The sequence below is a fragment of the Bacillus sp. DB-2 genome (genome assembly GCF_003315125.1).
In the GTDB taxonomy this organism is placed as follows: Bacteria; Bacillota; Bacilli; order Bacillales; family Bacillaceae_G; genus Bacillus_A; species Bacillus_A mycoides.
On sequence record NZ_QNRN01000027.1, the window covers coordinates 1 to 20,463 of the forward strand.

Here is a 20,463-nt window from a genome sequence, read left to right on the forward strand (position 1 = left end):
CCCCGCAACCAAATGGTCCCGTGGTGTAGTGGTTAACATGCCTGCCTGTCACGCAGGAGATCGCCGGTTCGACCCCGGTCGGGACCGCCATTTTATATAAAGAAAAGAACGAAACAAGTTGTTTCGTATTTTTTTATTTGTTTTAACAAAAAACTAATAAAGACAGTCAAACTATCCTTAGGAAAACTCCTAAGGACTTTTTTATATATTTAAAACCTGTATAATAAAGAGCAGAGAACATTGTGAGTAAAGTAGGTGAAGTCTGTGAGTAAATATGAAATGACAACAAAATCTTCCGAAGAAACCCAGCGATTATCAGAAAAATTAGGGAGACTTGTAAAGGAAAAAGATGTAATTATTTTAGAAGGTGATCTTGGAGCTGGCAAGACGACTTTTACAAAAGGACTAGCAAAAGGTCTTGGAGTGAAAAGAGTCGTAAATAGTCCTACCTTCAATATTATTAAAGAATATAAAGGAAGATTACCGCTATATCATATGGATGTGTATCGGTTAGCGGAAAGTGAAGAAGATTTAGGATTTGATGAGTATTTCTATGGTGAAGGGATTACAGTAGTAGAATGGGCTCATTTAATAGAAGCATATTTACCGAATGAGAAGTTGCAAATTAGTTTATTCCATGCTGGAGATGATACAAGAAAAATTGTACTCGAGCCAATTGGAGATCGCTATATTAGATTATGTGAGGAGCTATTACAAGATGAAAGTACTAGCAATTGATACTTCAAATTACGTAATGGGTGTATCCCTTATTGAGGAAGGGAACGTGATTGGGGAAATCATTACAAATTTAACAAAAAACCATTCTGTACGTCTTATGCCAGCTGTAGAGAAACTGTTAAAAGAATGCGGTGTAAAACCGAAAGAATTGACTAAAATTGTTGTAGCAGCTGGACCGGGATCATATACAGGTGTTCGTATAGGTGTAACAGCGGCAAAAACATTAGCTTGGTCACTTCAAATACCAATTGTAGGTGTATCAAGTTTGGAAGTGGTGGCTGCAAATGGTACTAATTTTAATGGACTAATTTGTCCTTTATTTGATGGCCGACGTGGTCAAATTTACACGGGGTTATATACATATGAAGGAGAGTGTATAACTTCAATAGAAGAAGACCGAATTATTCTTATTGTTGACTGGTTGCAAATGTTAAAAGATAAAGAACAGCCTGTTTTATTTATTGGTAACGATGTTAAATTGCATAAAGAAACAATTGTAGAATATTTAGGTGATCAAGCTGTATTTGCTCCGTTCACTAAGAATAACCCAAGACCAAGTGAATTAGCATGTTTAGGATTACAAAAAGAAGAACAAGACGTGCATACGTTTGTTCCTAGCTATCTTCGTTTAGCTGAAGCTGAAACAAAATGGTTAGAAAGTCAAAAACAATAGGGGCCTACAGAAGATGGATATGATATTTAGAAAGATGGCACTCGATGATATTGTTCAAATTGTAGCTATTGAAGAAGCATCTTTTTCAACCCCTTGGACTGCAGATGCCTTTCACCGTGAATTAGAGGTGAATGAACATGCACATTATGTCGTGCTAGAAAAAGATGGTCTCGTAATTGGATATTGTGGATTGTGGATAATTATTGATGAATCACATGTAACAAATATAGCTATCCTGCCGGAATACAGAGGTCAAAAGCTAGGGGATGCCTTATTAAAAGAAGTCATTTCCGAAGCGAAAGGGTTAGGAGTAAAAACAATGACACTTGAAGTACGCGTGTCAAATGAAGTAGCAAAGCAGTTATACAGAAAATACGGATTTCAAAATGGTGGGATTCGTAAACGATACTATGCAGACAATCAGGAAGATGGTCTTGTAATGTGGGTGAATATATAATGGAAAAAAATATAATTATACTTGGTATTGAAACAAGCTGTGATGAAACAGCTGTAGCAGTTGTTAAAAATGGAACGGAAATCATTGCGAATGTCGTTGCATCGCAAATTGAAAGTCATAAGCGTTTTGGCGGAGTAGTACCAGAGATTGCATCCCGTCATCATGTAGAAGAAATCACAGTTGTGTTAGAAGAAGCTTTAAAAGAAGCGAATATCACTTTTGAGGATATTGATGCAATTGCTGTAACAGAAGGCCCAGGTTTAGTCGGAGCACTTTTAATAGGTGTAAATGCAGCGAAAGCTGTGGCTTTTGCTCATGATATCCCTCTAGTTGGTGTTCATCATATTGCTGGTCATATTTATGCGAATCGTTTAGTAAAAGAAGTACAATTCCCGTTACTATCGCTTGTTGTATCCGGTGGACATACGGAGCTTGTTTATATGAAAGAACATGGTTCATTTGAAGTGATTGGTGAAACGCGAGATGATGCGGCAGGAGAAGCTTACGATAAAGTAGCTCGTACATTATCAATGCCTTATCCAGGTGGTCCTCATATTGATCGCCTTGCACATGAAGGAAAACCAACAATTGATTTGCCTCGTGCGTGGCTAGAACCTGATTCGTATGATTTCAGCTTTAGTGGATTGAAATCAGCAGTTATCAACACTGTGCATAACGCAAAACAGCGCGGTATAGAAATTGCACCAGAAGATTTAGCAGCAAGTTTCCAAGAAAGTGTAATAGATGTACTTGTAACGAAAGCGTCTCGTGCAGCAGATGCTTATAATGTAAAACAAGTGCTTCTTGCTGGTGGAGTAGCTGCTAATAAAGGGCTTCGTGCACGTTTAGCAGCAGAATTTGCACAAAAAGAAAATATAGAGCTAATTATTCCTCCTCTATCTTTATGCACAGATAATGCAGCGATGATTGCGGCTGCAGGTACAATTGCATACGAACAAGGAAAACGCGCTACATTAGCTTTAAATGCAAATCCAGGATTAGATATTGAAGCATAGTTATACACAAAATTAACCACAGCCTGTGGATAAAACCCATATTATCTGTTGATAATATGGGTTTTTTTGTGTGTATAAAATGTGTATAACTTTTTATTTAGTTGTGGATAATGTGGAAAAGTTATTTGGGAGTTTATATTATAAAGGTGGATATGTGCATAACCTTGTGGATAACATAGAGGAAGTCTGACCTTTGAATAAATTCTTTTTTGGGAAATAAAAAACAAGGAGATGGCAAAAAAAATTTGAAACATCCTCCACTTATTATATAAGGTGCTACTATTGTCAATCCTTGTCGAATTGGTTATATAATTTTATTTACTATGGTATTGATTCCAAAAAAGAAGATAAAAAGGAGGTCATCTCGTCAAAAAGCCCGACTTATGAGACATCCTCCTCTTTTAAATTCTCTTATATATGCAGTTCTTCCCATTCTGCCATACAAGCTTCAAGCTGTTCTTGCAGTGTTTGCTTTTTAGTTGTAATTTCACTAGCCTTTTCATAATCTGCATATATTTCTGGTAAGCAAAGCTGATCTTCTAACGTAGCAATTTCTTCTTCTAAGCCTACGATATTTTGTTCCAGTTCTTCAATCTTTCGAGTACGTTGACGCTCTAGCTGTTTACGTTCTTTTTCTTCGAGATAATTTAATTTTTCTTGTGCCACCACTTTTTGAACAGGTACTTCATCTTCTTGCTCTAGTTCCGCACGTTCAATCATTTCGTTTTTCTTTTCAACGTAATAATCGTAATCACCTAAATATTCTTGTGCACCTTCTGTTGATAACTCAACAACGGTTGTCGTTACGCGATTAATAAAATAGCGGTCATGAGAGACGAATAGAAGAGTACCTGGGTAATCAATTAAAGCATTCTCCAAAATCTCTTTACTATTTAAATCAAGATGGTTTGTTGGCTCATCGAGAATTAATAAATTGGATTTTTGCATCATAAGTTTTGCAAGAGCTAGTCGAGCCTTTTGTCCACCACTAAGAGAAGATACTGGTTTGAGTACATCATCCCCTGTGAATAAAAAGTTGCCTAGTATAGTGCGAATTTCTTTTTCGGGCTGCAATGGATATTCATCCCATAATTCATTTAAAACTCGCTTCGAAGATGTTAAGTTGGCTTGTTCTTGATCATAATAACCAACAGATACATTTGACCCGAAAGCAACGTTTCCATGTAATAGCTGTAACTTATTCACAATGGATTTTAATAATGTAGATTTTCCAATTCCGTTCGGCCCAACTAAGGCAACACTGTCACCGCGAGTTAAGCGCATATTTACATGTTCAATAATCGGTTCCTGATAATAGCCAATAGTTGCATCTTTCACTTGTAAAACATCATTTCCACTTTGTTTTTCAATATCGAAGTGGAAGGAAGCTGATTTAGAATCGCCTAATGGTCTAGTTAATACTTCCATTCTGTCTAATTGTTTACGGCGACTTTGAGCGCGTTTTGTCGTAGATGCACGAGCTATATTTTTTTGTACAAAGTCTTCCAGTTTAGAAATTTCATCTTGTTGTTTTTCATAACGCTTCATCTCTTGCTCGTATAGAGCTGATTTTGAATCTAAATATTTACTGTAGTTACCAACAAATCGTCGGCTTTCCTTATTAGAAATTTCGTATACTTGTGTAACGAGTTTATCTAAGAAATAACGGTCATGGGAAACGATTAAAATCGCGCCAGGATAGCCTTGTAAATATTGTTCAAGCCATGTTAGTGTCTCAATGTCCAAATGGTTTGTAGGTTCGTCTAAAATAAGTAAGTCCGGTCTAGTTAATAATAATTTCCCAAGAGCTAATCGAGTCTTTTGTCCACCACTTAATGTGGAAATTTTCGTCTGATGCGTTTCAACTGGGAAGCCAAGACCGCTTAAAATTGAGCGTATATCCGCTTCGTACTGATAGCCGCCTTGATCCTTATAATCTAATTGTAATTGGTCATAATCAGCTAATAATTTCTCATATATAGCCGCATTTGAAAAGTTTTCTTCTTTTCCCATCTCTTGCTCTAGCCTTCGAAGTTTTGTCTCCATCTGCTGCAAGTGTGTAAAGACGGTTAACATTTCATCCCAAATTGTTAAAGACGTTTCTAATCCGGTATTTTGAGCTAAATACCCCATTGAGACATCTTTTGGTTTTATAATTTCACCACCATCATGAGATAACTCGCCAGCTATTATTTTTAATAATGTAGATTTTCCGGCTCCATTTCGTCCGACTAATGCGATACGATCTTTTGTTTGTACTTCCAATTTTATGTTTGCAAGAATCGTTTCTGCACCGTATAATTTCGAAAGCCCATTCACTTGTAATAATATCAATGTTTTCACCTCAAATAATTTCTTAACTTTGCCATGTTTATATTTCTCAATCATACTAAAAATAGTGTATAGTTTAAAATAAAGAGAGAATACTTCTTCTCTTTATTATACAAGGAAATTCATGAGTACTAAACTTCTGTATTTGATTCGAGTATAAGAATAAAGATAGGAAGAGAGGAGAGGTTATATGGATCAGCAAAAAATTCCACAGGCCACTGCCAAACGATTGCCTCTATACTATCGATTTATCCAAAACTTATCTCTTTCTGGTAAGCAACGTGTTTCATCAGCCGAATTGAGTGAAGCGGTAAAGGTTGATTCCGCAACTATTCGAAGAGATTTTTCATATTTTGGAGCGTTAGGGAAAAAAGGATATGGATATAACGTAAATTATTTATTATCATTTTTCCGTGAAACACTCGACCAAGATGATATAACACGCGTGGCACTTATTGGAGTAGGTAATTTAGGGACCGCTTTCTTACATTATAATTTCACGAAAAACAATAATACAAAAATTGAAATGGCGTTTGATGTTAGTGAAGAGAAAGTTGGAACAGAAATCGGAGGCATTCCTGTATATCATTTGGATGAACTAGAAGAACGTTTATCAACTGATATACAAGTGGCAATATTAACAGTACCCGCTACAGTAGCGCAATCTGTGGCAGATAGATTGGCAGAAACGAACGTGCATGGTATTTTAAATTTCACACCAGCACGCTTAAATGTGTCAGAGAATATAAGAATTCATCACATTGATTTAGCTGTAGAGTTACAAACGCTTGTTTACTTTTTGAAGAATTATCCACAATAAAACGCAGAGGAGATGACCTCTGCGTTTTATTATTGTTTTTTCTTTGTGAATTTAACTAAGATAAGGCGAAGTGCCAAATTAAAATCAATTGTTGCCATAACTGCAAATAGTATTGTCCACATATTCCAGATTGTATCTGTTACGTTCGTAATGGCGAAGCGTGTAAAGATACATCCAAGAAGAAAGTACAATGCAGCCATGAACAATGGTGAGTTTCTCATACTAAAAATCCTCCGATAAAGCCTTGCATTTTTTCAGCTTCTTTAATCATTTCTTGAATTTGCTCATTACTCATAAAAATTTGTCCAATAGCGACTAATGTATTCATTGCCACATGGGCTGCAATAGGAACTATAATTCGTTTCGTTTTTACGTATAAAAAGGCGAATACGAGCCCCATAGAAGTGTATACCAATAAGTGAGTAAAATCAAAATGAATCGCCGCGAATACTAGTGAACTAATGATAGCAGCAACAAAGAAATTAAATCTCTTATAAAGTGTGCCAAATAAAATTTTTCTAAATACGATTTCCTCTAAGATAGGTCCGATTATAGATACAACAATGAGGAACCAAGGTGTCGTTCTTGCAATTTCCATCAGCTTCATTGTATTTTCCGAACCTTGTTTAATTCCTAGTAGACGCATTTCGATCATACCGGCAATTATTTGGGAAGAGAAAGCTAAGAGAATACCGATTATAATCCAACCAACTGTAGCTGGGATCGTAACACGCATTTTATCTAAATGCCTGTCACGAATATCTATTCTAAGTAACCAAAGCACGATGCATAATGCAACAAAGAAGCTAATGATTGCCCAATGTCCCGTTATGATTTGACCTTTTTCCTCCATGGTAAATCCTCTATTATCATAGAGTCCTGTTTTTAGGAGTAGTGGTAAGCCAACAATTCCAGATAACTGCATTAAAATGTATGTAACGATAATCCACCAATATTGTTTCTTCAAATGGTTTAACCATCCTTTCTAACTCTAGTGTATGAGATAAGGTAGGATAACATGTAAATATGCTACCTACGATATAAACTTTCATTTGAATTATATTTTTTTTGTAAATAAGTATTTGAAAATAAAATAGGAGACAGGAAAAAGTTGAACGTGTAGCGAAAACAACTTAGGGTGTCTTTCATATTGTAACATACAAGAAGTGGGAACAACGATTCATATGGTAAAGGCAGTAGAAGAAGTAATGCTATATAGGAAAGTGCATAAAGTAATTTGCGAAAAAATTATGATTTTTTTACTTGCAAAAGAAATTGAGATTATTTATTATTAGAAGTGTGTTAGCACTCGTGTGACTTGAGTGCTAATAAATAAAATTTACATAACAAAATGAGGAGGTTGTTGTTCATGCTAAAGCCATTAGGTGATCGCGTTGTAATTGAACTTGTTCAAGCAGAAGAAAAAACAGCAAGTGGTATTGTATTACCAGAAACTGCAAAAGAAAAACCACAAGAGGGTAAAGTTATTGCAGTAGGTACAGGCCGAGTGCTTGAAAATGGTGATCGTGTTGCTTTAGAGGTAGCAGCAGGTGATCTTATCATCTTCTCAAAATATGCAGGTACTGAAGTGAAATACGAAGGTACAGACTACTTGATTTTACGTGAAAGTGACATTTTAGCAATTATCGGTTAATTATATACATTTTAAAAATCCAAGGGGGTCAATTATTATGGCAAAAGATATTAAATTTAGTGAAGAAGCACGTCGTTCGATGCTTCGCGGTGTCGACACTCTTGCAAACGCAGTAAAAGTAACGCTTGGACCAAAAGGTCGTAACGTTGTACTTGAGAAAAAATTCGGTTCACCACTTATTACAAATGACGGTGTAACAATCGCAAAAGAAATCGAATTAGAAGATGCATTCGAAAACATGGGTGCGAAATTAGTAGCAGAAGTTGCTAGCAAAACAAACGATGTAGCTGGTGACGGAACGACAACTGCAACTGTATTAGCGCAAGCTATGATTCGTGAAGGTCTTAAAAACGTAACAGCTGGTGCAAACCCAATGGGTCTTCGTAAAGGTATCGAAAAAGCTGTTACTGCTGCAATTGAAGAATTAAAAGCGATTTCTAAACCAATCGAAGGTAAATCTTCTATCGCACAAGTAGCTGCTATTTCTTCGGCTGACGAAGAAGTAGGTCAATTAATCGCTGAAGCAATGGAGCGCGTTGGTAATGACGGCGTTATTACTTTAGAAGAATCTAAAGGATTCACAACAGAATTAGACGTAGTAGAAGGTATGCAATTTGATCGTGGATATGCATCTCCTTACATGATTACTGATTCTGACAAAATGGAAGCAGTTCTTGATAACCCATACATTTTAATTACTGACAAGAAGATTTCTAACATTCAAGAAATCTTACCAGTATTAGAGCAAGTGGTACAACAAGGTAAACCACTTCTTATCATTGCTGAAGATGTAGAAGGCGAAGCGTTAGCTACATTAGTAGTGAACAAACTTCGTGGTACATTCAATGTAGTTGCTGTTAAAGCTCCTGGATTTGGTGACCGTCGTAAAGCAATGCTAGAAGATATCGCAATCTTAACTGGTGGCGAAGTAATCACTGAAGAATTAGGACGTGACTTAAAATCTGCTACAGTTGAATCTTTAGGACGTGCTGGTAAAATTGTTGTAACGAAAGAAAACACAACTGTAGTTGAAGGTATTGGAAATTCACAACAAATCGAAGCTCGCATCGGTCAAATCCGCGCGCAATTAGAAGAAACTACTTCTGAATTCGATCGTGAAAAATTACAAGAGCGTCTTGCTAAACTTGCGGGCGGTGTAGCAGTAATTAAAGTAGGTGCAGCAACTGAAACTGAGTTAAAAGAGCGCAAACTTCGCATTGAAGATGCACTTAACTCAACTCGTGCAGCAGTAGAAGAAGGTATCGTTGCAGGTGGTGGTACTTCACTTATGAACGTATACACAAAAGTAGCTTCTATCGTAGCTGAAGGCGACGAAGCAACAGGTATCAACATCGTACTTCGTGCACTAGAAGAGCCAGTTCGTCAAATCGCAATCAACGCTGGTCTAGAAGGATCTGTAGTTGTAGAGCGTCTAAAAGGCGAAAAAGTAGGCGTTGGTTTCAACGCAGCTACTGGCGAATGGGTTAACATGCTTGAGTCTGGTATCGTAGATCCAGCTAAAGTAACTCGTTCTGCACTTCAAAACGCAGCATCTGTTGCAGCTATGTTCTTAACAACTGAAGCTGTAGTTGCTGACAAGCCAGAACCAAATGCACCAGCAATGCCTGACATGGGCGGCATGGGCATGGGTGGTATGGGCGGAATGATGTAATAAAAGGTGTAAAAACCTTGTTATATCAACGATTATAAGCCTTTACACCTTGATTAGTGTCTGAAAAAGTGACCGGTATTAGTCGGTGAGATTTTTAGAGAGGTCTTTCATTAAGTTACCAAACTTATTGGAGGCCTCTTTTTTTACGTTCTTTGTCATATGTGCGTAAATATCCATAGTAGTATTAATATCTGAATGTCCTAATCGTTCTTGTATCTCTTTTATGTGTACATTTGCTTCAATTAACAAGGAAGTGTGCGTATGTCTAAAAGAATGGGGTGTTACTTGTTTTTGAATAGATGTTTTCTTAAGTAATCGCTGCATTCTAATTGATAAATGCTTAATTGTCTTAGGATAACCCTCATTGGTTGAAAAAATAAAATCATTGTCTTTATAAAAAGGTTTGTTATCCGCCATTATCTTCTCTTGTTGTTGTTTGTGTAGCTTGAGCATATTAACTAAAAGAGGGTCTATTGTTATAGTGCGAATTGAACCCTCTGTTTTGGGTGTCAGCAATGTATATTTTAACTTGTTGTTCGTTGGATTGTAGTAAGTTTTTATAACTCTTAGTGTATGTTCGTCAAAATCAATATCAGACCATTTTAAAGCCACCATTTCCCCAATTCTTAAGCCAGTATAAGCTAATATGGTGAAAGCCAGTAGATCACTCTCTAAGCCTTCATCCTTAGCTACTGTTAGAAACTCTTCTAATTCCTCTTTTTCAAGAAACTTTTCATTTATTGAATTATCATTTTCAAGGTCAGAAACAGTTTTTTTCTTTTTAGGTAGTTTTATGCCTTTTGTTGGTAGCTCCTTAATTAAATTAAGTGTATGAGCGTACTCGAAAACCATATTTGTTGAAGTATGGATACTGGAAATATAATTTGTACTGAATTGAGTAGAAAGCTTGTCAATGACATCTTGATAAGCTTTTTTAGTTATCTTTTGAATCGGAAGTTGTCCAAACTCATTAATAATATGCTTTAAAGCAATCGTTCTTGCCCTCACACTGCTTTCTTTAGCATCTTGACTATAATGCCTTTCCCAATCGTTATAAAGGTTTAAGAAGGCTATTTTAGAAGGCTGAATATATTCCCCATTATGGAATTGTCTTTCGAATAAAGCGGCTGCAAGTTTAGCATCCTTTTGCGTTAAAAAACCAGATTTACTCTTTTTTATTTCCTTTCCTGTTATAGGATCTGTGCCCATATATGCACGAAAAGCCCACTTTTTCCCCTTTTTATAGATGTATGCCATTAGATTCCCCTCTTTTTTATGTTAGTAACTCATAGTGATCGATATATGAGATGTCCATTCCTTCAATTTCATTATCATTAAAGAATTCAATGCCCCATTCGATTAGAAAATCATCTAATTTGTTATAAACATATGATTCCACATACCCAGATAATTTGAGTTGATCTATTTTAAATTCAAAAAGGGGAGGAATCCCGATGTGTAAACCATCGATAAGTTTTTTTTCGTTTATCCCATACTTTACTTTTGTTGGAAAATCAAATTCATGATTTTCTCCTTCATACCAAAGTTTGCAATGTAGTGTTAAAGTTGTGTCGATTTGTGAAATAAACTGATATTCGGTTCCTTCTTCATCTACAACATGAGTAGACTCATCCATTGATATTTCTGGTTCTTCAGTAATAACTTCGAATTCTGGCTTTATATCAATGTAAGAAATTAGGTCGCCAGGTTTGCACTTTAGTAATTCACATAATTGTCTTATTGTATCAAATTGAATTCCCGATCCGTAGTTATTGTATAAGTTAGAAATGGTTGTCCTAGATAAAGTAGTTTTATCTTTAACTTTTTGAATGTTAAGCCCCCGTTCAGCCATTAAAACCCTCAAATTACAATGAATTAGTCCCATAAAAATAAACTCCTTTTTCGAATTAGTTTACCCTAATGATATCATAACTAATCAAAATAACCAATACACTAATCAAAATGACTTGACAACCAATTAATGCGGTATTATGATGGATTTGTAAATCGAAATAACCAATACACTAATCATTTTGTTGTATATGTTGTTTAGAATGGTGGTGGAAAAGTTGATTATATTAAAATCTCGTAGTGAATTTAATGAAATTATTGCAAAAAGAGGGTTTTCTAAACGTGCTTTTGCACGTGAAAGCGGTATGTCAGAAGCAACATTCATTCAAATATCAAATGGAAAACAATCACCAAGACCTGATACTGCAAAAAAAATTTGCGATACTTTGCTATTGAACTTTGATGATATTTTCACAATTGAGGAGAGGTCCAACAAAAAAATAAAATGAGGTGAGTAAATTGTTAAATGTTCAGCTTGATGAAAAGACGGTTAATTCAATATTAGAAAAAGCAATTAATGAAAAAGTTGAGGAATTAGCTAAACAAAAATATTTTTTAACTTATAAAGAACTATCCGAGTATTTGAATATTAGCAAACCAATTATAGAAGATCGTCTTATTAAAAATGGTTTGAAGTATTACAAGGTTGGTAGCAAATATTTGTTTAAAAAAAACGAAGTGGATGAATTTTTGGATGATCTGACTTCCGATATGAATGCTATTAACAATGACATAAAGCTTTACTGTTTTGAATCTTAAATGAGGGAGATTTTTTAAAAAATGACGGAACAAAACATGAAAAAAAAGTTACATATTATTTTAGAAAAAGCGGAGAACGGAGATCTGGAAGCAATCAAAGTTTTAGAAGAGATTAATCGAATATTAGCTCAAGGGTAATAATTTTATTAGAAATTAAACCTTCAAAAAAACTATCAAGATAAAAAAGGAGGTGAGAAATTGTTATCTACTATAACATCACACAAAGAAAAAATAGAACTTAAATATGACAGATTAATAGATATAACTGATTTTAAATCCCTTACAAAAACAAATGCCATTAACCAAAAGATGGCATACGGGGAGTTTTTAAACAGGATAAGCGAGCCTATGATAACCAATGAGAAAGGCAATGCAGGTGGTTTTATAGGTGGATATGTTCAAGATCGTAGGAATAAAGCTAATGTAAAAAGCAGAAGCATCATATTAATCGATATAGATGAAGTGTCAGAAGGGGTAAATGTATGGGAGAACATTGAGGGTTTCACAAATTTTGCGGTTGCTATGTATTCAACACACAATCATACAAAAGAGAATCCACGTTACAGGGTTATCATACCTTTGCATCATGATATTGAGCCGGAACACTACAAAGAAGTCACACGATATTTAGTGGATATTCTCCAAGTGTGGATAGATGAGACTTCATGTGAATTTGAGCGACACATGCACTATCCGACTTGTAGTAACCCTGATAATTATGAATTTTATTATCAAGACTTCCCTTTCTTTGATGCTAGCTTCATTACAAAACAGCATGAAGAAATCAAGACTTTTAAAAATAATGAAAAAGCTGATCCACGTACAAAACAAAACTGGATTGGGGCATGGACAAATATTTATTCGATAACGGATGTTTTGGAAAACTTCTTGTCAGATAAATATGAGCCATTTAGAAATAATAGATATACCTATGTTGAGGGAAGCTCTAAAGGTGGATTAATTGTTTATGACGATGGTACGCATGCGCACAGCAATCATTCAACAGACCCGATAAGCGGTAAGAATGTAAACAGTTTTGACTTATATAGGCTACATAAATTTTCTCACCTAGATAACGGCACGGAGGATATGAAGGACAAGCCTAGTTATAAAGCCATGGTTGAGCATTGTAAGAAAGACGAAAAAGTGAGGGCGTATTACGAGGAACATATAAGTGGTGGGCAAGGCATTCATAAACAAGAAGAACCAAAAGTACAAAATGAAATAGATTTTAAAAGAAATAGCAGAAACAAAATCCTTGTTAAAGCTGAAAATACTAAGAAGTTATTAGATTCAATGGGCATAGAGGTTTATTACGATGTAATAAGAAAACGTGAATACTTATCATCATTAAATTTATATTTTGATGGTGAAATAGCAGATCATCATGCGCAAGGGATTATAGAAGAAGCTATTGATATGGATTATTTCATAACAAAGGATAAACTAATTGACCATCTTTTATATTTAGCTAGCTGTAATAAGAAGAACAAAGTAGCTGAATATTTCTTAAACGTATCTAAGAAGTGGGACGGAAAGAGTCGTATCGAGGAAATTTTCACCACATTAAACGCTAGATCAGATAGAGAATTAGGAATTGCATATTTAAAAAAATGGGCAATCCAAGCTGTTAAACTTGCATTTAACGAAAATGGGAAGATGAATCAAGAATTTGTACTTGTCCTTCAAGGTTCTCAAGGTTGTGGGAAAACATTCTGGTTCAAGTTGTTATTTAACTCACTAGGTGATGATTATTTTAAAACAGGTAAAAGACTTAACCCAGAGAACAAAGACAGTGTAATCGAAGCAGTAAGCAACTTTGCTGTTGAGTTAGGTGAGTTAGATTCCACAATGAAATTTGAACAGGCGGCACTAAAAGCATTCTTTACAGAGAATGTTGACGAGTTTAGACGACCATATCAGAGGTTATCAGTTAAATATCCGAGGATGACAGTATTTTTTGCAACTGTTAATGACGATGAATTTTTGAAAGATAAGACAGGAAATAGACGATACGCTGTAATAAACGTAGGCGATAAGATAAGTGACTTAAAAGCGATTGATATTGACCAGTTTTGGGGAGAAATCGCCACAATGGCGTTAAAAAATGCTTCCCACCTTCTTACTAGTGAAGAAGCACAGAAACAAAAAGAACACAACGAAGAAAGTGAACTGCAGACACATGAGGAAATTGAAATTTTAAGTGGGTTTTCTTGGGGTACATCTAAAGAACTGTGGACGTGGAAGAGCAGTAAAGTTATTTTCAAGGAATTGGATTTAACTAAGAATACGAAAAATGCAGCTATAGCACTTAAGAAGTACGGTGCAGTAAGAAAACAAAAGGGTAAAGACAGAGAAAGAGGATGGATAACACCGCCTTTTGCTGGTAAACCTTCATGTTAATAGAGTGAACAGGTAATTGTTATGGTGAACACAAGCGAACACGTAGGTGAACAGGTAAAACACAAGTTGCTGTTCTACCTTTAAACCCAGTCATACCAATGGATAGAGGGAAAAGCGAACACCATGAACACCATAATCTATATAAAAGTGTAAAAGTAAGAATATAGAGAAGTAGGTAGAGAGAGTAGCAGAAAGAATTCACAGTTTGTTACTTTTGCCGATTTCTGGTGTTCATAGTGTTCGCTTTGCTGCAAACCTAGTTATATCAAGGTTTTGGGGTAGAACGTTTACATTAAATATGTGTTCACCTTGGTGTTCACTATTAATCTAGATGCTGTTCACCCAGTGTGAAGGTGCGTGTGAGGTTACTTTTTCAGATACAACTAAAAAATGAAAGAAGGTTAGTAAATGGCAACTAAAAAAGCTCCAATTGTATTAGCAATTGAACGTGATGAAAAAGGAAATCTTAGTACATGGTGTCAATACTGTAAAAAGTTTCATCATCACGGAACAGGTGAAGGACACAGGGATGCACATTGTTTTGAGGAGGATAGTCCTTATATTCGTACAGGCTATGTCCTTAAGAAGATGAAGCTATCGGGTAGAGAGGTTGTTACAAAGAGCGAATCTAAGTAGGTGATACGTAATTGGTTTGCCTTAAAGATTATCAAATGTTAGAAGAAGAAATCGCTTATTTGGAATACAAGTTTAATAGAATACATGCTGAATCAAAACGTCAGAGTAAATGGGGGAAAGATATATTAACAATTAATACAGGCAATGAAGAAACAGAAAAGATACTGGATCAACTTAAGAAGAAGCTCACATTTAAGAAAGAACAATTGCAACAGCTCGTTGACTTAGTGAGTAATTTTAAAAACTTAGAACAACAGATACTTAAGCTGAAATATATTGATGGAATGACGTTGGAAGGTATAGGAACCAAATTAAATTACAGTACGCACTATATTAAAGTGAAACATGCTGAGATTATGAGGAGAATCAAGTTTGCTGAGAGATAAAAGGCAGGAGGATAAAGAACTGTGGAAGGAAAATAAAATATTTTAAAAACTATTTAATTAATTAAACAAGAATTGAATTGTTCATTTGTAAACAAAAATTAAAAATAAATTTTTCTATAATACCCCCCCTTTCTTATATATGAATGTTTTTGGGGGGAGGGCTGGCAACGCGGGGGGGAGATTTGTCTTTTTATTTTTTGCTTTTCGCGCGCGGAAAATAGAAAAAAAGGCCTAAAAAAGATGCTTTCCTATTTTTTTTAGGAAAACATTTATGTTTTTAATCGGTAAATTAAATTGTTACTTATGAACCTATAAACCGCATGAAATCAACGTTTGTTTCGTTAAATTTAGATTATCACAACTCAAATATACACGTCAAATAGTGATTTTCATTTTAAAAAAATAATAAAACAAGTGATGAAAGGGTGATGAAAGTATGATTTCAAATGAAGACAAAAAACAAACAGCTTATGAAATGTATAAAAGCGGAAAATACTCGTTTAAAGAAATCGCAGCAGAATTAGAAGTCAAAGAGAGTACGCTAAACAATTGGCGTCACCGTTACAAGTGGGTAGAACTATTGGCAAATGTAGATCGTCAAAAGCTTTATGATTTACTGATGTCTAAATTGAAAGATAAAGGTCTAGAAAACGAAATGCAATTCGTAGACATGGTGAATACGTACATGAAATTTTTCGATATCAAAAACAAATTGATTGAAGATATTGAAGAACGCGGCGTATCTGTAATGGGTGTAACGGGATCAGTTAAAAAGAATGATTCTATTTCAGAATTAACAAAAGTTATCACGTCTATGTCAAAGTTGCTGGAGTTTTTAGGTATCAACATTGAAGAAGCTGAAGACGATGAAGAACTTGATATATAAATAATAATATAACGGGAGGTCATGAAAACATGGCACATTTAGAAAATAGTTTAAAATTGAAAGAATTATTTTATCAACGAATCAAAACAGAAGAAAGAAGCCTTCCAACCTTGGAAAAACTTAAATTAGCTCGCGAATGCCAAAGAAACGTTGCATCACGCGATGAATATAACCATATTACAAAGATCGTTGAAGGACTAGAAAAAGAGTATGAAGCCGAAAGGAAATTTGGTTATACTCCAACTGTTATTGTTAGCGAAGAAGACAAGGTGCAGGCATCGAAAGTGGTCAAGAAAGATATTGAAGCAATGGACAAGCGATATATCAAGTTATGTAAACGAAAAGATGAATTAGAAACGTCTATTGCCGATGAAGTTTCCGCTATTAATGTAGAACTAAATGAAATGCATGAAGCTCACAGAAAGTTAATGCATTGTAACGAGACTTACGGAGGGTATTACTGTGAACTATATGAAATGGTTACATCTACAAAATCGGGGGTATTACGATAATGATTACATTATATGAAAAAATTCTATCAGCACGCGAAAGAAAACATGCGTATCATACTTATGATATTGAACTAACGCCGTTAACAGATGCAGGGAAAGTATTATTTGGTCGTATGGACTTATTAAAGGAAGAAAGGGACGAACAATTTAAAAACTGGTTAAAGAATGCCTTATCACGTAACAAAAGCAACTTCAAACCTAATGACAAATATACTTTTTACTATGATGATCCAAACGAATCAGAAGATCAGCGAGTAAATGAAGTGTTACGTTATGTAGAAAACAAGATTTATAGAAAATGGGAAACAAGTACAAAATGGGGTAATTTAAAATCTCCTATATTTGGAGTCGACTATTCAGTGAAGATTGAAAAGAGAGTCGAAGTCCTGGACGGGCCGAAAAAGAGTGGTAAACAAAAAGTGCTTAAAAATCCAGCGATTGAAGTTGAGGGAAAAGAAGTAAACGAAACGTTAGTTATTGAAGGATAACACATGAACCTTGTTATCCGGAGGTCTTTTCCGTTTAAAGTCGGAAATTACGAAAATATGAAAAACGGCTTTCCAGTTTGTTAAATATGCTATTTTGCGTAACTGTCTAATGTATTTATACCTAAACGACGAACAACATGAAATAAAGAGAGAGAAGCGCTTTAGGTATAAAGTTACTAAGGAAGTAATTGCAGAAGAAATAATAAGAGAGGTAACAGAACATGAAAACTAAATTAATACTAGACGTTAATAAAACACAACACGCTCAACTCAATTCTATTGTCACTGGTCGCGTTGGCGATAAAGTAAGTAATATTGCGGATATTTATCTAATAGACGGTGGAAGTCCATATAATTTAACAGGATCAAAAGTATTTTTTGAATGTGTAAAGCCTGATAATACAGTTGTTCGTGATGATAATGGCGTAAAAATGATTGATGCTACAAAAGGACACTTTGAATATACATTCCCTACTGAAACGTTCGGAGCAATCGGCAAGGCAAAACAAGCGTTTATGTCGATTGAAAAAGATAAAATAATAAGAGCGACAACGCAAGATTTTGTATTAATCACATTACCAGATGCAATGACAAATCGCATTCCGTCAGAATCTTATTTATCTGATTTAGAAAAACTAATCAAAGAATTAAATGAAATGTCATTAGAAGAAATAAACAGCCAAGCCGCCGCGGAAGCATCAGCAGCAAAAGAGTTTGCGGAAAAAGCTAATGAATTATCTAATAGTGTACAAACTCAATTAGATACTATTGTCGTAAACGGCGATTCATCTGTTGAAGCAGCTCAAGCGCGTACAGATGTAAAAGGGGACACTTCATCTTCATTGAAAGCACGTTTAGACAAGGAACAAGTAAAAATAGAAGGTCTATTAGACAGTCTAAAGTTTACCGCTAATGCGGACAATCCTTTAATCATTGCTACTTATGATGGACTTAACCAAACAACGCATCCTAAAGTGGTATATTTCGAAAACGGTTGGAGTGGTTGGAAATATTGGATGGCTCATACACCTTATCCGAATTCAATAGATAGATATGAAAATCCAAGTATCTCAGTTTCTAACGATGGAACCAACTGGGTTAATCCTTCTGGGATCGTAAATCCGATTGACCAGCCGACAGAAGCTGAAATCACAGATAAATATCATATGAGTGATACACACTTATTGCTCGTTAATGGTTATCTCGAATGTTGGTATAGATTTAATAAAAATGGAGTTACCGATCAGATTATGCGCAAAAAGTCATCTGATGGGATAAATTGGTCAGAACGTGAAGTTATGTATACACTATCAGGAAATAATATGGCGCTTTCTCCTGCGATTGTTTTTGATGAAAACAAGTATAAAATGTGGTATGTCACTGGTAATTTTGAAATCAAGTACACAGAAAGTCCTGACGGAAAGACTTGGGGAAACATACAATCTGTAACAATTAATACTGGTTCGAAATCGTATAGACCATGGCATTTAGACGTTATTAAATATGGAACTAACTATGAAATGCTACTTAATGCTGGAGATGCTTCCTTACCATTAGCTAATGATAGAAAAGAATTATTGCACGGAGTGTCTAATAATCCAACTAATTTTTCGTTGGTGTCCATTATGAATCCAACTCCAGCCAACAGTGGCAAATGGGATAACTATTATTTATATCGTTCCTGCCTCGTAAAAATAGGTTCATATTACAAAATTTATTACGCTGCCATGAGTCAAATGAAAAAATGGCATGTAGGTTTAACGGAAAGTGCGAATATAAAAAATCTAATTGGACTCTCATTAAATAACATGGACGGTGATCTAGTAAACGTAAATGACATCAAACCTGTTCGTGACGTCATTTTAGAAAAAGGGAATAAAGTCTATTTATCTAAAACTAAGGCATCTTATGTGACTAGTAACGAAGTTAAACTTGTTGAAGAAGGTGTTGGTGGAGCTAGACTGAAGCTTGAAACGTGGGCTCCAGACACTATAGGTATTGTTGGCGATAACGGAAAAACTTATGGGAGTTTGAAAGCGGACAAGTTTATTCTCGGTTACTCCGAATTAGCCGATAATGACTTAAAATTGTTGAACAAAGGTGTATCTGGCGTACATCTAAAGGCTGGGAATAGAGCAGACACCTTAGAAGTTAGAAATGACAAAAATACCCTGACTGGAAACGTCGAAGCAGCAATTGCGTATGTAAGTAAAATTTCTGCGTCAGATGCAAACCCTATTTTCATAGATTCGATTTTACAAATAAACGGTACTAATCCGATGAGATTAAAATTCGTAAATCCGAATGTAAACGGAGCCGGATTAGGAATCGGAACAAGTGCATCATCATTACGAATTGTAAGTGATAGCGGGTTACAATTTGGCTCTCTTGAAATAGCGGGATTACTATTTCAAACCGGAACTGTTCCATCGGTAGAAGGAGCGATTCGTTATAACTCCACTTCAAAAAAACACGAAGGGTTCAATGGATCTTCATGGAATCCAATGTATTAATGAGGTGAGTATATATTTCAATAAAATACGGCTTTTATAACAAACCAAAGCCTGCAGAAGCAGGCTTTTTTATTTTGCTAAAAAGGGGATGAAAACAGTGAAAGATGCAATTTTTAATTCAGTTATTCAGCAGGGAGCATTCCCATCTTTATTCATGTTAATGATATTTACTATGGAAAAAATATCATTCTTTTTAAATTAATATAAATAATAATCGATTGATATTTAAATAAATGATTAGTAAAATCACACATACTTTTGTAAAAATAGTGTAAAACCAGCAAAAAAGAATATTAGAGGAATGTATGCAGATGTCTAAACGGTTAAATTCTAACATAAACAGATCGAATCCTTTTCAATAACATAACAAGCCACTATCCATAAAAAGGACGGTGGAGTAATTTACATGTTATTAGGATTCCCACTAGATTGCAAAGATGCTGTAAAAGGATCAGTAGATACAGCTGCAGTATTTTACTTTGGTGACTTTTCATCTTTCGTTATTCAAGAAAACGTTACTGGATTAGAAGTCGAGGTAATGCCAGAAAGGTATGCTCTTATAAATGAAGTTGGATTTAAGCTATATAACCTTCTTGATGGAAAGTTAATCTATTCAGAGGTAGAACCAACTGTGTATCGTTTGGAGATTAAATAAGCAGAAAAAGAAG

General features: G+C 35.1%; 22 protein-coding genes and 1 tRNA gene. 18 read left to right on the forward strand and 5 right to left on the reverse strand.

The genetic code is table 11. The features are described 5' to 3' along the window. Positions 1-14 precede the first annotated feature (14 nt). The 5 genes from DET63_RS29050 to tsaD all read left to right on the forward strand — a co-directional run bounded on the left by DET63_RS29050 (position 15) and on the right by tsaD (position 2,884). Positions 15-90, forward strand: a tRNA-Asp gene (locus DET63_RS29050). 174 nt (positions 91-264) lie between these two features. Continuing rightward, a complete protein-coding gene (tsaE, locus tag DET63_RS29055) occupies positions 265-738 on the forward strand; it encodes a tRNA (adenosine(37)-N6)-threonylcarbamoyltransferase complex ATPase subunit type 1 TsaE (RefSeq protein WP_113938562.1) in 474 nt (157 codons plus the stop codon). Further along, positions 719-1,411 (forward strand): tRNA (adenosine(37)-N6)-threonylcarbamoyltransferase complex dimerization subunit type 1 TsaB, encoded by a 693-nt coding sequence (tsaB, locus tag DET63_RS29060; protein WP_016094069.1) that lies wholly within the window; start codon positions 719-721, stop codon positions 1,409-1,411. Before tsaE ends, tsaB begins: the two co-directional genes overlap by 20 nt. Before the next feature lie 13 nt (positions 1,412-1,424). Then, positions 1,425-1,868, forward strand: coding sequence for a ribosomal protein S18-alanine N-acetyltransferase (gene rimI, locus DET63_RS29065; RefSeq protein WP_113938563.1), 444 nt, complete (start codon positions 1,425-1,427; stop codon positions 1,866-1,868). Continuing rightward, positions 1,868-2,884, forward strand: a complete 1,017-nt coding sequence (gene tsaD, locus DET63_RS29070) for a tRNA (adenosine(37)-N6)-threonylcarbamoyltransferase complex transferase subunit TsaD (protein ID WP_002029447.1) — start codon at positions 1,868-1,870, stop codon at positions 2,882-2,884. Before rimI ends, tsaD begins: the two co-directional genes overlap by 1 nt. Before the next feature lie 411 nt (positions 2,885-3,295). On the opposite strand, the gene DET63_RS29075 is transcribed toward tsaD, so the two are convergent. Next, entirely contained in the window at positions 3,296-5,218 is a 1,923-nt protein-coding gene (locus DET63_RS29075; RefSeq protein WP_090835618.1) for an ABC-F family ATP-binding cassette domain-containing protein, read from the reverse strand. A gap of 187 nt (positions 5,219-5,405) precedes the next feature. Between DET63_RS29075 and DET63_RS29080 the strand changes: the two genes are divergently transcribed. Continuing rightward, positions 5,406-6,035, forward strand: a complete 630-nt coding sequence (locus DET63_RS29080; protein WP_000372704.1) for a redox-sensing transcriptional repressor Rex — start codon at positions 5,406-5,408, stop codon at positions 6,033-6,035. A gap of 29 nt (positions 6,036-6,064) precedes the next feature. Here DET63_RS29080 and DET63_RS29085 read toward each other — a convergent pair whose 3' ends face one another. Both DET63_RS29085 and DET63_RS29090 read right to left on the reverse strand, forming a co-directional pair. Further along, positions 6,065-6,256, reverse strand: coding sequence for a YdiK family protein (locus DET63_RS29085; protein ID WP_001246201.1), 192 nt, complete (start codon positions 6,254-6,256; stop codon positions 6,065-6,067). Further along, positions 6,253-7,002 carry a CPBP family intramembrane glutamic endopeptidase gene (locus DET63_RS29090; protein WP_113938564.1) on the reverse strand — a complete coding sequence of 250 codons (750 nt, stop codon included), beginning with the start codon at positions 7,000-7,002 and terminating at the stop codon, positions 6,253-6,255. The genes DET63_RS29085 and DET63_RS29090 overlap by 4 nt, the downstream gene beginning before the upstream one ends. A gap of 402 nt (positions 7,003-7,404) precedes the next feature. Here DET63_RS29090 and groES point away from each other — a divergent pair, with 402 nt between their 5' ends. Next, positions 7,405-7,689 (forward strand): co-chaperone GroES, encoded by a 285-nt coding sequence (groES, locus tag DET63_RS29095; RefSeq protein ID WP_113938565.1) that lies wholly within the window; start codon positions 7,405-7,407, stop codon positions 7,687-7,689. A gap of 37 nt (positions 7,690-7,726) precedes the next feature. Next, a complete protein-coding gene (gene groL, locus DET63_RS29100) occupies positions 7,727-9,361 on the forward strand; it encodes a chaperonin GroEL (protein WP_002029451.1) in 1,635 nt (544 codons plus the stop codon). A 78-nt stretch (positions 9,362-9,439) separates the two neighbouring features. Here groL and DET63_RS29105 read toward each other — a convergent pair whose 3' ends face one another. Then, complete coding sequence (locus DET63_RS29105; RefSeq protein WP_113938566.1) at positions 9,440-10,618, reverse strand: site-specific integrase; 1,179 nt, start codon at positions 10,616-10,618, stop codon at positions 9,440-9,442. 16 nt (positions 10,619-10,634) lie between these two features. After that, complete coding sequence (locus DET63_RS29110) at positions 10,635-11,246, reverse strand: helix-turn-helix domain-containing protein (protein ID WP_113938567.1); 612 nt, start codon at positions 11,244-11,246, stop codon at positions 10,635-10,637. 184 nt (positions 11,247-11,430) lie between these two features. On the opposite strand from DET63_RS29110, the gene DET63_RS29115 reads away from it, so the two are divergent. The 10 genes from DET63_RS29115 (at position 11,431) to DET63_RS29165 (ending at position 20,450) form a co-directional block, all read left to right on the forward strand. Beyond that, positions 11,431-11,661 (forward strand): helix-turn-helix transcriptional regulator, encoded by a 231-nt coding sequence (locus DET63_RS29115; protein ID WP_113938568.1) that lies wholly within the window; start codon positions 11,431-11,433, stop codon positions 11,659-11,661. Between the two features lie 10 nt (positions 11,662-11,671). Next, on the forward strand, positions 11,672-11,971 hold the full coding sequence (locus DET63_RS29120) for a helix-turn-helix domain-containing protein (RefSeq protein ID WP_113938584.1): 300 nt from the start codon (positions 11,672-11,674) through the stop codon (positions 11,969-11,971). A gap of 198 nt (positions 11,972-12,169) precedes the next feature. Next, positions 12,170-14,374, forward strand: coding sequence for a VapE domain-containing protein (locus DET63_RS29125; protein WP_113938569.1), 2,205 nt, complete (start codon positions 12,170-12,172; stop codon positions 14,372-14,374). Positions 14,375-14,782: 408 nt separating this feature from the next. After that, complete coding sequence (locus DET63_RS29130; protein ID WP_113938570.1) at positions 14,783-15,010, forward strand: hypothetical protein; 228 nt, start codon at positions 14,783-14,785, stop codon at positions 15,008-15,010. Between the two features lie 11 nt (positions 15,011-15,021). Next, positions 15,022-15,396: a sigma factor-like helix-turn-helix DNA-binding protein gene (locus DET63_RS29135; protein WP_113938571.1), complete on the forward strand. Its 375-nt coding sequence runs from the start codon at positions 15,022-15,024 to the stop codon at positions 15,394-15,396. A gap of 436 nt (positions 15,397-15,832) precedes the next feature. After that, positions 15,833-16,282: a terminase gpP N-terminus-related DNA-binding protein gene (locus tag DET63_RS29140; protein ID WP_113938572.1), complete on the forward strand. Its 450-nt coding sequence runs from the start codon at positions 15,833-15,835 to the stop codon at positions 16,280-16,282. A 29-nt stretch (positions 16,283-16,311) separates the two neighbouring features. Next, the gene (locus tag DET63_RS29145; RefSeq protein ID WP_113938573.1) at positions 16,312-16,794 is read left to right on the forward strand and encodes a DNA repair protein Rad50; all 483 of its coding nucleotides are present in this window, start codon (positions 16,312-16,314) and stop codon (positions 16,792-16,794) included. Continuing rightward, entirely contained in the window at positions 16,794-17,282 is a 489-nt protein-coding gene (locus tag DET63_RS29150; RefSeq protein ID WP_113938574.1) for a hypothetical protein, read from the forward strand. The genes DET63_RS29145 and DET63_RS29150 overlap by 1 nt, the downstream gene beginning before the upstream one ends. 221 nt (positions 17,283-17,503) lie before the next feature. Continuing rightward, entirely contained in the window at positions 17,504-19,795 is a 2,292-nt protein-coding gene (locus DET63_RS30875) for a BppU family phage baseplate upper protein (protein WP_235661831.1), read from the forward strand. Positions 19,796-20,201: 406 nt separating this feature from the next. Continuing rightward, entirely contained in the window at positions 20,202-20,450 is a 249-nt protein-coding gene (locus DET63_RS29165) for a phage major capsid family protein (protein WP_113938575.1), read from the forward strand. The last annotated feature ends 13 nt before the right edge of the window (positions 20,451-20,463 follow it).

What these genes read in the sequence shown, in the direction of transcription:
- tsaB (WP_016094069.1), top strand. Translation starts at nt 719, where the DNA reads ATGAAAGTACTAGCAATTGATACTTCAAATTACGTAATGGGTGTATCC.
- rimI (WP_113938563.1), top strand. Translation starts at nt 1,425, where the DNA reads ATGGATATGATATTTAGAAAGATGGCACTCGATGATATTGTTCAAATT.
- tsaD (WP_002029447.1), top strand. Translation starts at nt 1,868, where the DNA reads ATGGAAAAAAATATAATTATACTTGGTATTGAAACAAGCTGTGATGAA.
- DET63_RS29080 (WP_000372704.1), top strand. Translation starts at nt 5,406, where the DNA reads ATGGATCAGCAAAAAATTCCACAGGCCACTGCCAAACGATTGCCTCTA.
- DET63_RS29085 (WP_001246201.1), bottom strand. Translation starts at nt 6,256, where the DNA reads ATGAGAAACTCACCATTGTTCATGGCTGCATTGTACTTTCTTCTTGGA.
- groES (WP_113938565.1), top strand. Translation starts at nt 7,405, where the DNA reads ATGCTAAAGCCATTAGGTGATCGCGTTGTAATTGAACTTGTTCAAGCA.
- groL (WP_002029451.1), top strand. Translation starts at nt 7,727, where the DNA reads ATGGCAAAAGATATTAAATTTAGTGAAGAAGCACGTCGTTCGATGCTT.
- DET63_RS29105 (WP_113938566.1), bottom strand. Translation starts at nt 10,618, where the DNA reads ATGGCATACATCTATAAAAAGGGGAAAAAGTGGGCTTTTCGTGCATAT.
- DET63_RS29110 (WP_113938567.1), bottom strand. Translation starts at nt 11,246, where the DNA reads ATGGGACTAATTCATTGTAATTTGAGGGTTTTAATGGCTGAACGGGGG.
- DET63_RS29130 (WP_113938570.1), top strand. Translation starts at nt 14,783, where the DNA reads ATGGCAACTAAAAAAGCTCCAATTGTATTAGCAATTGAACGTGATGAA.
- DET63_RS29140 (WP_113938572.1), top strand. Translation starts at nt 15,833, where the DNA reads ATGATTTCAAATGAAGACAAAAAACAAACAGCTTATGAAATGTATAAA.
- DET63_RS29145 (WP_113938573.1), top strand. Translation starts at nt 16,312, where the DNA reads ATGGCACATTTAGAAAATAGTTTAAAATTGAAAGAATTATTTTATCAA.
- DET63_RS29150 (WP_113938574.1), top strand. Translation starts at nt 16,794, where the DNA reads ATGATTACATTATATGAAAAAATTCTATCAGCACGCGAAAGAAAACAT.
- DET63_RS30875 (WP_235661831.1), top strand. Translation starts at nt 17,504, where the DNA reads ATGAAAACTAAATTAATACTAGACGTTAATAAAACACAACACGCTCAA.
- DET63_RS29165 (WP_113938575.1), top strand. Translation starts at nt 20,202, where the DNA reads ATGTTATTAGGATTCCCACTAGATTGCAAAGATGCTGTAAAAGGATCA.